At 72.2% G+C, this 13,656-nt stretch carries 7 protein-coding genes and 1 tRNA gene; 6 read left to right on the forward strand and 2 right to left on the reverse strand.

Annotated features, from left to right (window positions below; translation table 11 throughout):
* The first annotated feature begins 1 nt into the window (after window position 1).
* Genes fdh through nrfD form a run of 3 tightly spaced genes read left to right on the forward strand, consistent with a single transcriptional unit; the run spans window position 2 to window position 5,056 of the window.
* Window positions 2-3,193, forward strand: a complete 3,192-nt coding sequence (gene fdh / locus ACFY3D_RS24670) for a formate dehydrogenase (protein WP_389983064.1) — start codon at window positions 2-4, stop codon at window positions 3,191-3,193.
* Window positions 3,186-3,965, forward strand: a complete 780-nt coding sequence (locus ACFY3D_RS24675; protein ID WP_389983067.1) for a 4Fe-4S dicluster domain-containing protein — start codon at window positions 3,186-3,188, stop codon at window positions 3,963-3,965. Before fdh ends, ACFY3D_RS24675 begins: the two co-directional genes overlap by 8 nt.
* Window positions 3,962-5,056, forward strand: a complete 1,095-nt coding sequence (gene nrfD, locus ACFY3D_RS24680; protein WP_389983070.1) for an NrfD/PsrC family molybdoenzyme membrane anchor subunit — start codon at window positions 3,962-3,964, stop codon at window positions 5,054-5,056. The genes ACFY3D_RS24675 and nrfD overlap by 4 nt, the downstream gene beginning before the upstream one ends.
* Window positions 5,057-5,188: 132 nt before the next feature.
* Here the strand turns inward: nrfD and selD are convergent, their stop codons facing one another.
* Complete coding sequence (gene selD, locus ACFY3D_RS24685) at window positions 5,189-6,235, reverse strand: selenide, water dikinase SelD (protein ID WP_389983073.1); 1,047 nt, start codon at window positions 6,233-6,235, stop codon at window positions 5,189-5,191.
* A gap of 85 nt (window positions 6,236-6,320) precedes the next feature.
* Here selD and ACFY3D_RS24690 point away from each other — a divergent pair.
* A tRNA-Sec gene (locus tag ACFY3D_RS24690) sits at window positions 6,321-6,413 on the forward strand.
* 110 nt (window positions 6,414-6,523) lie between these two features.
* Here ACFY3D_RS24690 and ACFY3D_RS24695 read toward each other — a convergent pair.
* A complete protein-coding gene (locus ACFY3D_RS24695; RefSeq protein WP_389983076.1) occupies window positions 6,524-9,826 on the reverse strand; it encodes a glycoside hydrolase N-terminal domain-containing protein in 3,303 nt (1,100 codons plus the stop codon).
* 466 nt (window positions 9,827-10,292) lie between these two features.
* Between ACFY3D_RS24695 and selA the strand changes: the two genes are divergently transcribed.
* Window positions 10,293-11,591 (forward strand): L-seryl-tRNA(Sec) selenium transferase, encoded by a 1,299-nt coding sequence (gene selA, locus ACFY3D_RS24700; protein WP_389983079.1) that lies wholly within the window; start codon window positions 10,293-10,295, stop codon window positions 11,589-11,591.
* A gap of 12 nt (window positions 11,592-11,603) precedes the next feature.
* The gene (locus ACFY3D_RS24705; protein ID WP_389983082.1) at window positions 11,604-13,637 is read left to right on the forward strand and encodes a SelB C-terminal domain-containing protein; all 2,034 of its coding nucleotides are present in this window, start codon (window positions 11,604-11,606) and stop codon (window positions 13,635-13,637) included.
* The last annotated feature ends 19 nt before the right edge of the window (window positions 13,638-13,656 follow it).

Raw genomic sequence — 13,656 nt, forward strand, 5'->3', positions numbered from 1 at the left:
GATGACATGGGGGAGGTGGATCTCCCGCTGGCCGGTGATCCGGCAGCTCATGGGAGAGGACGGCAGGGGCGACGCCGCGCGTTCGGCGCGCACCGACGCCATGCGGCCCCGCACCGAGGAGGCCGACGGCGTCGCGCGCTCGGTCTGCCCGTTCTGCGCGGTCGGCTGCGGCCAGCTGGTCTATGTCAAGGACGGCCGGGTCACCCAGATCGAGGGCGACCCAGACTCGCCCATCTCACGCGGGCGCCTCTGCCCCAAGGGGGCCGCGAGCAAGCAGCTCGTCACCCACCCCGGCCGGCAGACCCGAGTTCTCTACCGGCGGCCGCACGGCACGGACTGGGAGCCGCTCGACCTGGAGACGGCGATGGACATGATCGCCGACCGGGTGGTGCGGACCCGCAGGGAGACCTGGCAGCAGGAGTACGAGGGCAGGACGGTCCGGCGCACCATGGGCATCGCGAGCCTGGGCGGGGCGACGCTGGACAACGAAGAGAACTACCTGATGAAGAAGCTCTACACCGCCCTCGGCGCGATCCAGGTGGAGAACCAGGCCCGTATTTGACACTCCTCCACCGTCCCCGGTCTGGGGGCCAGCTTCGGGCGTGGCGGTGCCACGGACTTCCAGCAGGATCTGGCCGAGTCCGACTGCATCGTCATCCAGGGCTCCAACATGGCCGAATGCCATCCGGTGGGATTCCAGTGGGTGGTGGAGGCGAAGGCGCGCGGGGCGAAGGTGTTCCACATCGACCCGCGCTTCACCCGCACCAGCGCGATCGCCGACCGCCACCTGCCGATCCGCGCGGGCAGCGACATCGTGCTGCTCGGCGCGCTGATCAACCATGTGCTCTCCAACGAGCTGGACTTCCGCGAGTACGTGGTGGCCTACACCAACGCCTCGGCGATCATCTCCGAGGACTTCGAGGACACCGAGGACCTGGACGGGCTGTTCTCCGGATTCGACCGGGAAAGGCGCGCGTACGACCCGTCGAGCTGGACCTACGAGCGCGGTGAGGAGGATGAGGCGTCCGACGCCGGCGGTGAGCAGATGGAGGGCGGACCCCGGCACGCCGAGGCGGCGGGTCCCGAGCAGTACGGCTCCGGGGGCGCCGCCGCGCCGTCGAGGCCGCTCACGGATCCGACGCTGCGCCACCCCCGCTGCGTCTACCAGATCCTGCGGCGGCACTTCGCCCGCTACACCCCGGAGACGGTGTCGCAACTGTGCGGCATCTCCCCGGAGGACTTCGCAGAACTGGCCGAGGCGATCACCGCGAACTCGGGCAGGGAACGCACCACCGCCTGGGCGTACGCGGTCGGCTGGACCCAGCACACCGTGGGCGCGCAGTACATCCGCACGGCCTCTATCCTGCAGCTGCTGCTGGGCAACATCGGCCGCCCCGGCGGCGGCATCCTGGCGCTGCGCGGTCACGCGGGCATCCAGGGCTCCACCGACATCCCCACCCTGTTCAACCTGTTGCCGGGCTACCTGCCGATGCCCCACGCCCACCGGCACGAGGGGCTCGACGACTATCTGGCCAAGGCCGGGGCCGAGACCGGCTTCTGGGGCAGGAAACGCTGCTACATGGTGAGCCTGCTCAAGGCGTGGTGGGGCGACGCCGCCACCGAGGAGAACGACTTCCGCTTCGACAACCTGCCCCGCATCACCGGCGACCACGACCACTTCACCACCGTGATGGGACAGATCGACGGCACCGTCAAGGGCTACTTCGTGGTGGGGGAGAACCCGGCGGTCGGCTCCTCCGGCGGCCGGGCACAACGCCTGGGCCTGGCCAACCTCGACTGGCTGGTGGTGCGCGACCTGACGCTGGTGGAGACGGCCACCTTCTGGAGGGACGGCCCCGAGCTGGAGACCGGGGAGATGCGCACCGAGGACATCGCCACCGAGGTGTTCTTCCTGCCCGCCGCGAGCCACGTGGAGAAGGACGGCACCTTCACCAACACCCAGCGGCTGCTGCAGTGGCGGGAGAAGGCACTCGAACCGCCGGGCGACTGCCGCAGCGACCTGTCGTTCTACTACCACCTCGGCAAGCGGATCAGGTGGCGGATGACCGACGACGAGATCGACCGGCCGGTACGCGAGCTCACCTGGGACTACCCGGAGGAGGGTGAGCACGCCGAGCCGTCGGCGCGGGCGGTGCTGCGTGAGATCAACGGCACCGGCCCCGACGGGCGGACCCTGTCGGCCTACACCGAGCTCAAGTCCGACGGTTCCACCCGGTGCGGCTGCTGGATCTACTGCGGGGTCCACGCCGACGAGGTCAACCAGGCGGCCCGTCGCAGGCCGGGGAACGAGCAGAACAGGGTCGCGCCCGAATGGGGCTGGGCCTGGCCCGCCAACCGGCGCATCCTCTACAACCGGGCCTCCGCCGACCCCGAGGGCCGCCCGTGGAGTGAGCGCAAGGCCTACGTGTGGTGGGACGAGGAGAAGGGGGAGTGGACCGGGCTCGACGTGCCGGACTTCGAGAGGCACAAGCCGCCCGGGTACGTGCCGCCCGAGGGAGCCCTGGCCGAGGACGCCCTGGCCGGGACCGCCCCGTTCATCATGCAGTCCGACGGCAAGGGCTGGCTGTTCGCCCCGGCGGGACTGGCGGACGGGCCGCTGCCGACCCACTACGAGCCGCACGAGTCGCCGGTGCGCAACACGCTGTACGGGCAGCGGGCGAACCCGGCGCGCCAGACCTACCCGCGCCCGGAGAGCCCCTACAACCCGCCGGGCTCACCGCGCTTCCCGTACGTCCTCACGACCTACCGCCTCACCGAGCACCACACCGCCGGAGCCATGAGCAGGCCGCTGGCCTATCTCGCCGAGCTGCAGCCGGAACTGTTCTGCGAGGTGTCGACGGAGCTCGCCGCCGAGCTGGGCCTCGTCAACGGGGGCTGGGCGACGATCGTGACATCCCGCACCGCGATCGAGGCCCGTGTCCTGGTGACCTCGCGCGTGCGCCCGCTGCGTCTGCGGGACGCGACGATCCACCAGGTCGGCCTGCCCTACCACTGGGGCTGGGGCAGCGGCGGCCTCGTCACCGGCGACGTCGTGAACGACCTGATGCCGCTCGTGCTCGACCCGAACGTCTACATCCAGGAGAGCAAGGCCATGACCTGCGACCTACGGCCGGGCAGACGCCCCACGGGCAGGGCGCTGCTCGACCTCATCGAGGAGTACCACGATGGCTGAGCGGATGGGGTTCTTCACCGACACGAGCATCTGCATCGGGTGCAAGGCCTGCGAGGTCGCCTGCAAGGAGTGGAACGACGTGCCCGACGACGGGTTCGTCTTCCGAGCCACCTCGTACGACAACACGGGCGGCCTCGGTGCCGACACCTGGCGCCACGTGGCCTTCATCGAGCAGCCGGGCGGGAACGGCGGGCAGGGCATCGAGGGATGGCTGATGTCGTCGGACGTGTGCAAGCACTGCACGCACGCCGCCTGCCTGGATGTCTGCCCGACCGGGGCGCTGTTCCACACCGAGTTCGGCACGGTGGTGGTGCAGGCCGACGTCTGCAACGGCTGCGGCTACTGCGTGCCCGCCTGCCCGTACGGCGTGATCGACCGCAGGGAGCGCGACGGCAGGGCGTTCAAGTGCACCATGTGCCACGACCGCCAGCTCGGCGGGCTGGAACCGGCCTGCGCCAAGGCGTGCCCCACCGACTCCATCCAGTTCGGGCCGCTGGAGGAGTTGCGGGCCCGCGCCGAGGAACGGGTGGAGCTGCTGCGCGGCGAGGGCAGGCTGCGGGCCCGCCTGTACGGGGCGGACCCCGGCGACGGCGTGGGCGGGGACGGGGCCTTCTTCCTGCTGCTCGACGAGCCCGAGGTGTACGGCCTGCCACCCGACCCGGTGGTCACGACCAGGGATCTGCCCGCCATGTGGCGCTGGGCGGCCGGGGCGGCGCTCTCCATGGTCGCAGTGGTGGCGGTGTCCTTTTCCGGGCTGAGGTGGTCGCGGTGAGGCGCGGTGAGGAGACGATGGTGCCCGGGGCCGAGTTCCGCTCCTACTACGGGCAGCCGATCATCAAGGCCCCGATCTGGCACGAGCCCCACATGCCGCTCTACCTCTACCTGGGCGGAACCTCCGGTGCCGCGTCGGTGATCTCCGCCGTGGCGACGCTCACCGGGCGTGACCGGCTCGCGCTCACCGCCAGGGTCACCGCGGCCGCCGGTGCCGTGGCCGGCGCCGGTTTCCTCGTCGCCGAGCTCGGCAGGCCGGAACGGTTCCTCAACATGCTGCGCGTGTTCAAGCCCACCTCGCCGATGAGCGTCGGCTCCTGGCTTCTGGCCGCCCACAGCGCCCTGACGGCCGTCTCGGCCGCCTCCGCGCTCGTCACCGCCCGATCCGTCAGGGAGATCCCCGCCCGGTCCATCCCGTGGTTCCCCGCCTGGCCGGCCCTGCGGGTTCCGGCCCGGCCCGTCCCAGGGGGCACCCTTGGGCTCGCCACGCGGTTTTCCGCCCGGTTCGTCCTGCGCATCCCGGTGCTCCCGGTGAAGGTCACCCGTGCCCTGCCCGCGGTCGGTGACGCGGCCGCCTGGGCGGCCGTGGTGACCGGGCCGCTGATGGCGACGTACACCGCCGTGCTCGTCGCCGACACCGCCGTGCCCGCCTGGCACGAGGCCCACCGCGAGCTGCCGTTCCTGTTCGCGGGGAGCGCGCTGGCCGGTGCGGGCGCCGTGGGCATGCTGGCCACCTCGCGCCGTGAGGCGGGCCCGGCCCGCGTCACCGCGATGCTGGGCGCCGCCGTCGAGACGGTCGCGGGCGCGGTGCTGGAGCACCGGCTCGGCCTGGTCGGCGAACCCTACCGGCTGGGCAGGCCGGGCCGCCTGATGCGGACGGCCCGAGCCCTCACGGTGGGCGGCGCCCTGCTCGCCACGGTCGCCGGGCGCGGCCGTGCCCTCGGCGCGCTGTCCGGTCTCGCCCTCACCGCGGGCGCCCTCTGCACCCGCTTCGGCGTCCTGGCCGTGGGCAAGGCCTCGGCCGCCGACCCGAAGTACACGGTGGTGCCCCAACGGGAGCGTCTGAGGAGACGGGCGGACGAGAACTCCTGACCGATGACGTCTTTTACCGGGGTTCCCGGTCGCATGGAGAGGCCCCCGTCGTCCGCTCCGGTCCGGTCCGCCCCTGCCTGGTTGAGGCTCGTCTGGCCCTGGCCGGTCTTATCCGAGCCGTGTCCGGGCAGGTCAGCGCAGTCGCAGGGCCGGACCCTCGCGGGGGACGAGCTCGCCGACGACCGGCGCGCCGGGGATCTCCCCCGCCACGAGCAGGCCGCCTGAGGTCTGGGCGTCGGCGAGCAGCAGCTGGTCTTCCTCGCCGAAGCGGCCCGGATCCAGGTGCGGTGCCACCCACGCCAGGTTGCGCCGGGTGCCGCCGCTGACGTAGCCGTCCCGTACGGCTTCGCGAGCCCCGCTCAGGTACGGCACGGCCGCCACGTCGAGCACCGCCGTGACGCCGCTCGCCCTGGCCAGCTTGTAGAGGTGGCCGAGCAGGCCGAACCCGGTCACGTCCGTGGCGCACCCGGCGCCCGCGGCGAGCGCCGCCCGGGAGGCGTCCCGGTTCAGCGTGGTCATCGCGGCCACCGCCTGCGGGAAGACCTCGCCGGTCGCCTTGTGCCGGGTGTTGAGCACGCCGACGCCGAGCGGCTTGGTCAGGGAGATCGGCAGGCCCGCCCGGCCGCCGTCGATGCGCAGCAGCCGCTCAGGATCGGCGAGCCCGGTGACGGCCATCCCGTATTTCGGCTCGGGATCGTCGACGCTGTGGCCGCCCGCCACGTGGCAGCCCGCCGCCCGCGCCACCTCCAGGCCGCCGCGCAGCACCTCCCCGGCCAGCTCCATCGGCAGCACGTCCCGGGGCCAGCCGAGCAGGTTCACCGCCACCAGCGGCTCCCCGCCCACCGCGTACACATCCGACAGGGCGTTGGCCGCCGCGATCCGCCCCCAGTCGCAGGGGTCGTCCACCACGGGGGTGAAGAAGTCCGCGGTGGCCACGATCGCCCGGCCGCCCTCGACGCGGACCACGGCGGCGTCGTCGCCGTCGTCCAACCCGATGACCAGCTCACCGTGGAGGTCCTGGCGTGGCCCGTCCGCCTCCCGGAGCAGTCCGGCGACGACGGACTCCAGCTCACCGGGAGGGATCTTGCAGGCGCAGCCGCCCCCGTGCGCGTACTGGGTGAGCCGCACCGCGTCCTGCCGGGGAGGAGAGGCGCCTCGCTCCACAGTGCTCTCCGCCATGCCGCGTCTCCCCTGGTAGATCGACACGCCGCCGTCCGGCACGCCGCCCCGATGCACATACCCGCTCGGGGGTATGTTCTCCCCCGGAGGCGTATGGGCGCCTGGTGGCCCCCGCGGTCTTCAAAATCGTCGAGGCCGAGGTTCTCGGCCTGGCGGGTTCGATTCCCGTCCGCCTCCGCCGTTCAGCGTGCGGGCCTGACGTTTCCGGCATGTCAGGAAGGGCCGCGGGGTGGCCGGGTGTGGCCACGCCGCGGCCCTTCGGTCAGGCTCGGCGGTTGTCCGGGGGTGCTATCCGCCTATCGCGATGGCGAAGATGTGCATGGTCGCGACGCCCGACTGCGCTCTCGCGCTGATGTTCGGCAGGTCGAGGCGGGAGACCTCCTTGTCCTGCAGTGCCACGCCGACGTAGTAGATGGTCGCGGGGGTGTTGACCTGCTGGTTTCCCGGCCGGTTCTGGTAGGGGGCCACGATGGCGGCGTCGCCTTCCGGCCTGGGGGCGCCGTACCAGTCGGGGGAGCTGAGGGTGAAGGTCTGCCTCGTGCCGTCCTTGTAGACGACGGTGGCCGGCCCGGACACCGCGCCGTACGTTCCGGTCAGCAGGAAGCCGAGTTTCGCGCCCGAGCCGCTCAGCTTGATGGACTGGCCGGAGGCGATGGCGTTGTCGGCGGTGCCCACCGGGACGGCCGGCCACTTGAAGTCGATCCCGCCCTTGTTGACCGTGCTGCCGGGGGTGACGCCGACCTGGGCCAGCGCCTGGGCGGAGATGCTGGCGCCGTTGCCGTCGAAGGTGCCGGCGGCGGTGTTGCCGTTGTCGGTCACGGCGACGTTGGTGAAGTTCTGCTCCAGCGGCGTCTCCCGGCCGTCCCACAGCCGGACCGAGGTCTTGGCGGAGGCGGTCCAGTCACGGCCGGTCGCCTTGGCGGTCAGGACCACGGTGGTCGCCGAGCCGGTCGCGGCGGGGGTGACCTTGAACTCGGCGGTGGCCTCGGAGTCAGGCCGCAAGGGCTTCAACACGACCTGCGCCGGAGTGACGGTCCACCCGTCCGGAACTTCGAGGGACACGCTCGTCCTGGGGGTGATCGGCATGTCGATCGCACGGAGGGTGAAGGTGAACGTCGCCTCCTGGCCCAGCGCGACCTCGGCGGGCCCGTCGAGCCTGACCTTCTGCAAGGCGTACGCGCGGTAGGTGTGACCGGCCTGTCCGGTGATTTCGAGCAGGTCGGGCTCGTCGGTCTGCTTGGTGCGAGCGGTGCCGCCGCGGGTGGCGTCGAGCACCCGGTAGCGTCCGGCGAACATCTGGCCGCGCACCTTGATCGTGCCGTTGCGATCGGGCGTGATCAGGAATTCGTCGGCCTGGGAATCGCTCCACGCCGCGCCGACGGTGTAACCTCCGCGGCCCCGCAGGCCTTCGATCCGCCCGGTCGGCCACGCCTCCGGCAGCGCGGGCAGCAGGTGCAGTTCACCGGCATGGCTCTGCAGCAGCATCTCGGCGATGCCGGAGGTGGCGCCGAAGTTGCCGTCGATCTGGAAGGGCGGGTGCAGGTCGAACATGTTGGGGGCGAGCCTGGCCGGCGTCACGAGGAAGCGGATGAGGTCGTGCGCGCGCTTGCCCTCCTCCATCCGCGCCCAGTAGTTGATCTTCCAGGCGAGCGACCAGCCCGTTCCGTCGTCGCCGCGCAACTCCAGCGTCCGCCGGGCGGCCTGGAACAGTTCCGGGGTGCCGCGCTTGGTGATCTGGTTGCTGGGGTGCAGGCCGTAGAGGTGGGAGACGTGCCGGTGGCTCCGCTCGGTCTCCACCCAGTCGTACAGCCATTCCATGATGTTGCCGCGCGAGCCGACCTTCATCGGCGGCAGCCGGTCCGCGGCGGCCAGGACCTGCGCGCGGAAACTCGCGTCCACACTGAGGACCTGGCTCGCCTCGGCGCACCCGTGGAAGAGGTCGCGCAGGATCTGGTTGTCCATGGTGGGGCCGGCGGCGACGCTGACGTTCGCGTGGTGGGCCAGTTCGGGGGAGTTGGAGGGGTTCGTGACCAGATATCCGAGCCTCGGCTCCTCCACGAGGGTGTCGAGGAAGAACTGGGCGGCGCCCTTCATGGCCGGGTAGTTCTTCCGCAGGAACTCGACGTCGCCGGTGAAGTTGTAGTGGTCCCAGATCATGGTGGCCAGCCACGCGCCGCCGGTCTGCCACATGCCCCAGAACGCGCCGTCCACGACCGAGGTGGCCCGCCAGCCGTCGGTGTTGTGGTGGGTGACCCAGCCGCCGGCGCCGTACTGCGCCTGCGCCGTGCGGGCGCCGGTGACCGTGAGGTCGTTGATCATCTTGAACACCGGCTCGTAGCACTCCGACAGGTTCGTCGTGTCGGCGGGCCAGTAGTTCATCGGCAGGTTGGCGTTGATGGTGTACTTCGAGTCCCACGACGGGGACATCGATTCGTTCCAGATGCCCTGCAGGTTGGCCGGTTGCGTGCCGGGACGCGAAGAGGAGATCAGTAGGTACCGGCCGAACTGGAACAGCAGCGCGGAGAACTGCGGGTCGTCGACGGCGTTGTGCTGCGCGATCCGGACGTCGGTCGGCTGGTCGGCCGCCGAGGTGCGTGGGAGTTCGAGATTCGTACGCCCGAACAGCTTCTGGTAGTCGGCGACGTGCCGGCTGCGCAACTCGGCGAAGGTCTTGTCCTTGGCGGCGTTGAGGTGCCCGAGCGCGATGCCCTGGTAGTCGCCGCTCACGTCCTGGTAGTTCACGTAGCTTGAGCCCATGGAGACCAGCACCGTCACGCTGTCGGCGGCGGAGACCTGAAGCGTGCCGCCGGAGCTGGAGACGGTGCCGCCTTCGGCGAAGGCCCGGGCCAGTGCCTGGAACCGGACCGAGCCGGTGATGCCCCGGTGATTGCCGGACCGGCCGTCGAGCGCGACCGTCGCGCCGTCCGGGCTGGAGCGCGTGTTCTGCTGGGGGCTGTCGAAGGTCGCGGAGAACGTGATCGAGCCGGGCTGGTCGGCGGTCAGCCGGATCGCGATGACCTGGTCCGGGGCGCTCGCGAACACCTCGCGCCGGAAGCGCACCCCGTTCTTGAGGTACGTGGTGGACGTGGTGGCGGTGGTGAGGTCCAGCTGGCGGTTGTACTCCGTCGAGCCGGTGCCGCCGGGGAAGCTCAGCCTGAGGTTGCCGACGGGCTGGTAGGCCAGCTGGCCCACGGGGTTCCCGAGCATCGCCTGGTCGATGAGGTTCTGGGCCTGAGCCCACTGGTCCTCGAAGACCAGTCGCTGGATCTCCGCCAGCGCCGCGGCGCCCCTCGGGTTGCTCTGGTCGTACGGGCCGCCGGCCCACACGGTGTCCTCGTTGAGCTGCAGCCGCTCCTGGTCGACGTTGCCGAAGACCATGGCGCCGAGGCGTCCGTTGCCGATGGGCAGCGCGCGCAGCCAGTCGGTGCCGGCGGACCGGTCGTACCAGAGGGCCAGGTCGTTGGCGGCGAGCACTTCCGGAGGCGCCACCGAAGCGGCTCGGGCCACCGCCGTCCATTGCATGGGGAGCAGCAGAGCTCCGGCTCCGGCTGCGCTGATCGACATCAACTGCCTGCGGGACAGGTCTGGCATGGTGCTTCTCCAAGCGTGGTGCAGCCTCGCCGGCAACCGAAATCGCGCATGCGACGACGAACTCGACGACAGGTCAACTCGGGAGTCCGGTCGAATCGGCAGCGTGGTGAGGTTTGGGGCTGGGGTGGTTTCGGTCAAGTTAAAAGATTTGATGTATCGCGTCAATAGCCGTAACAAAAGCCAACGAAAATCCGCCCGTGCGTCGTTCGTCGCCTCTAGACATCCGACCTATCAAGGTTTCAGAATGAGGACCGAGGATGTGCGGAGATCGCTGGCGGCAACATTTGGCCACGTGAGGCGCGCTTCACATCATCGAGACCGGAGACGGGAAGTCCTGACCGACGACGCCCAGAGGAGACGCGCTCGCCGGAACGCCCTGCGGCAGGAATGGGAGGGCGGGCTTCAAAGGCCCAGGTCCTCGGCCTGGCGGATTCGATTTCCTCCCGCCTTCGCCTATGTTCGGAGAGTGGACCCACGCAGGCTCGTGCCGCGTACCGACGCCGTCCTCGCCGATCCCCGGCTGGTCGCGGCGGCGGGGCGGCTCGGGCGGACGGTCGTCAAGGACGCCGTGGCGCGGGCACAGCGGCGCGTACGGCAGGGCGTGCTCGATCCGGGAGAGGTCGCGGACGCGGCCGTGGCGGCGCTCCCGCCGTATCCGGCGAGCCCGCGGCAGGTGATCAACATGACCGGGGTGCTGGTCCACACCAACCTGGGCCGCGCGCCGCTCTCGGCCGCGGCGGTGGAGGCCACGGCCGCCGCGGCGGGTTGCACGGACGTGGAGTTCGACCTCGCCACCGGAGCCCGCGCCCGCCGGGGACGGGGCGCGATGGACGCGCTCGCGCGGGCCGTTCCGGCCGCGGAGGCCGTGCACGTGGTCAACAACAACGCCGCCGCGCTCGTGCTCGTCGCCACCGCGCTCGCCGCCGGGCGGGAGATCGTGATCAGCCGCGGCGAGCTGGTGGAGATCGGTGACGGGTTCCGCATCCCCGACCTGCTCGTCTCCACCGGCGCCAGGCTGCGCGAGGTGGGCACCACCAACCGCACCTCCTACGCCGACTACCGGGCGGCGGTGGGACCGGAGACGGGCTTCGTCCTCAAGGTGCACCCGTCGAACTTCCTGGTCGAGGGTTTCACCGGCTCGGTCGAGGTCGCCGAGCTGTCCGCGCTCGGTGTGCCCGTGGTGGCCGACATCGGTTCGGGCCTGCTCGCGCGGGAGCCGCTGCTGCCGGGCGAGCCCGACGCGGCGAGCGCCCTGGAGGCCGAGGCCGATCTCGTCACCGCGAGTGGCGACAAACTGCTCGGCGGCCCGCAGGCCGGGCTGCTGCTGGGCCGGCGCGACCTGGTCGAGCGGTGTGCGAGACACCCGCTGGCCCGTGCGCTCCGGGTGGACAAGCTGACACTGGCCGCGCTGGAGGCCACCCTGCGAGGCCCCGCCACCCCCGTCCACCAGGCCCTGTACGCCGATGCCGCGCTGCTCGGCGAGCGTGCCGCCGCGCTCGCGGGCCGGCTGGCCGAGGCGGGGGTCGACGCGAGGGCCGTGCCGAGCGAGGCGGCGGTGGGCGGCGGCGGGGCACCGGGCGTGAGGCTGCCGAGCGCCGCGATCAGCCTGCCCGAGCGGTTCACGGTGCCGCTGCGGACCGGGCGGGTCCCGGTCGTCGGCCGGGTGGAGGGTCGCCGTCTCCTGCTCGACCTGCGTGCCGTGCCCGCGGACCGGGACGGTGATGTGCTGAGCGCCGTTCTCGGGGCGGAGCACCGCCGTGGGTGACCGTCGGAGCGGTTGCTCGGCACGCGGGGCGTGGGCGGGCGGCTGATGCACGTCGTCGCCACGGCGGGTCACGTCGATCACGGTAAGTCCACCCTGGTGCGGGCGCTCACCGGGATGGAACCCGACCGGCTGGCCGAGGAGCGGCGGCGAGGGCTCACGATCGAGCTCGGTTACGCCTGGACGGAGCTGCCCTCGGGGGAGCGGCTCGCCTTCGTCGACGTCCCCGGCCACGAGCGCTTTCTCGCCACCATGCTGGCCGGGGCCGGTCCCGCGCCCGCCGTCATGTTCGTGGTGGCGGCCGACGAGGGCTGGATGCCGCAGTCCGAGGAGCACCTGGTGGCGCTGGAGACCCTGGGAGTGCGGCACGGCCTGCTCGTGGTCACCCGCGCCGATCTCGCGGAGCCGGCTGCGGCCATGGAGCGGGCGCGGGCCCGTCTGGCGGCGGGTGGCCTAGGCGGTGCCGAGGCGCTGGTCGTGAGCGGGCGCACCGGGCAGGGCCTCGACGAACTGCGCCGGGCACTGGACCGGCTGGTGGCCGGACTGCCCGTCCCCGATCACCGGGCGCCGGTTCGGCTGTGGATCGACCGGGCGTTCACCGTACGCGGCAGTGGCACGGTCGTGACCGGGACTTTGCCCGCGGGCACGATCACCGCGGGGGACGAGCTGGATCTCGGCGGCGTGCCCGCGCGGGTGCGGGCGCTGGAGTGCCTGAAGGAGCCGGTGGCCTCGGTGACCGGCGTGGCCAGGGTGGCGCTCAACCTGCGGGGCATGCGCGGCCGGGGCGATCCCTGCCGTGGCCTCGCCCTGGTCACCCCGGACGCGTGGACGTACACCGACCTGGTCGACGTGCGCCTCAGCCCGTCGGGACCCGAGGGCGACGGCCCGCGGTGGCCTGGTGAGCCCGAGGTGGACGGCCTCGGAGGCGGTGGCTCACGCGTGCCCGGCGGGGACACCGGACCGGAGGGCTCCTGGGAACACATCCCCGAGGCGTTCGGAGGCGAGGGGCGTCCCGAGGGCTGGGACGCCGGTGATCTTCCGGGGCGGCTGACCGCGCACATCGGCTCCGCGGCGGTGGTGTGCGACGTGCGGCCGCTCGGTGGGCGGATCGCCCGGCTGCGCCTGGCAGGACGGCTCCCCCTGCACGCGGGCGACGTGCTGCTGCTGCGCGATCCCGGACGCGACCGGGGCGAGGTGCGGGTCCTCGCGCGGGCGAACGTGCTCGATCCTCGCCCGCCCGACCTGCGCCGCCGGGGCGCGGCGCGGGAGCGGGCGGCCGAGTTGGCGGCGGCCCCGCCGGACGCGGCCTCCCTGCTGCGGACCCACCTGCTGCTGCGTACGAGGGATCTGGTGGCGATGGGGTGTGCTCCGGGCAGGCCGGTGTGCGGCGACTGGCACGTCGATCCGGCGCACTGGTCGATGCTGGAGGAACGTCTCCCCGAGGTGGTGCGGCGCCACGCCTCGGCGCATCCGCTGGAGCCGGGCATGCCGGTGGAGGCGGCCCGCCACGAGCTGGCCCTGCCCGACCGTCGGCTGGTCGCGGCGCTCCTGCGCCCGCCGCTCGCCCCGGAGGCCGGGCGGATCGTGAGCGGCTCCTCTGCTCGCCCGGTGCTGCCCGTGCCGGTCGTCCGGGCCGTCGAGCGGCTCGGCGCCGAGCTGTCCGCGCGCCCCTTCCTGGCCCCTGAGGCGGGCAGGCTGGCCGAGCTGGGGCTGGGGCCCCGGGAGCTGGCGGCCGCCGTACGGGCGGGGGCGCTGCTCCGGGTGGCGGACGGGATCGTGCTGCTGCCCGGCGCGGACGTCCTGGCGGGCCGGGTGCTCGCCCGGCTGCCGCAGCCGTTCACGGTCAGTCAGGCCAGGCAGGCCCTCGGCACCAGCCGCAGGGTCGCGGTGCCGCTCCTGGAACACCTCGACGAAAGAGGGCTCACCGAGCGGGTCGACGAGGTCCACCGCCGCTGCCGGCCCCACGCGGGACAGGGATCTCGCGGTATCACGCCGGTCACCGGATCCGGCGGGATGGGGAGGCGGACCCCGGAGGGGGATGGCTCCTGATATCGCCGCAACCAGCAGG

The sequence above is a fragment of the Streptosporangium sp. NPDC000509 genome, assembly GCF_042898365.1.
Classification (GTDB): domain Bacteria; phylum Actinomycetota; class Actinomycetes; order Streptosporangiales; family Streptosporangiaceae; genus Streptosporangium.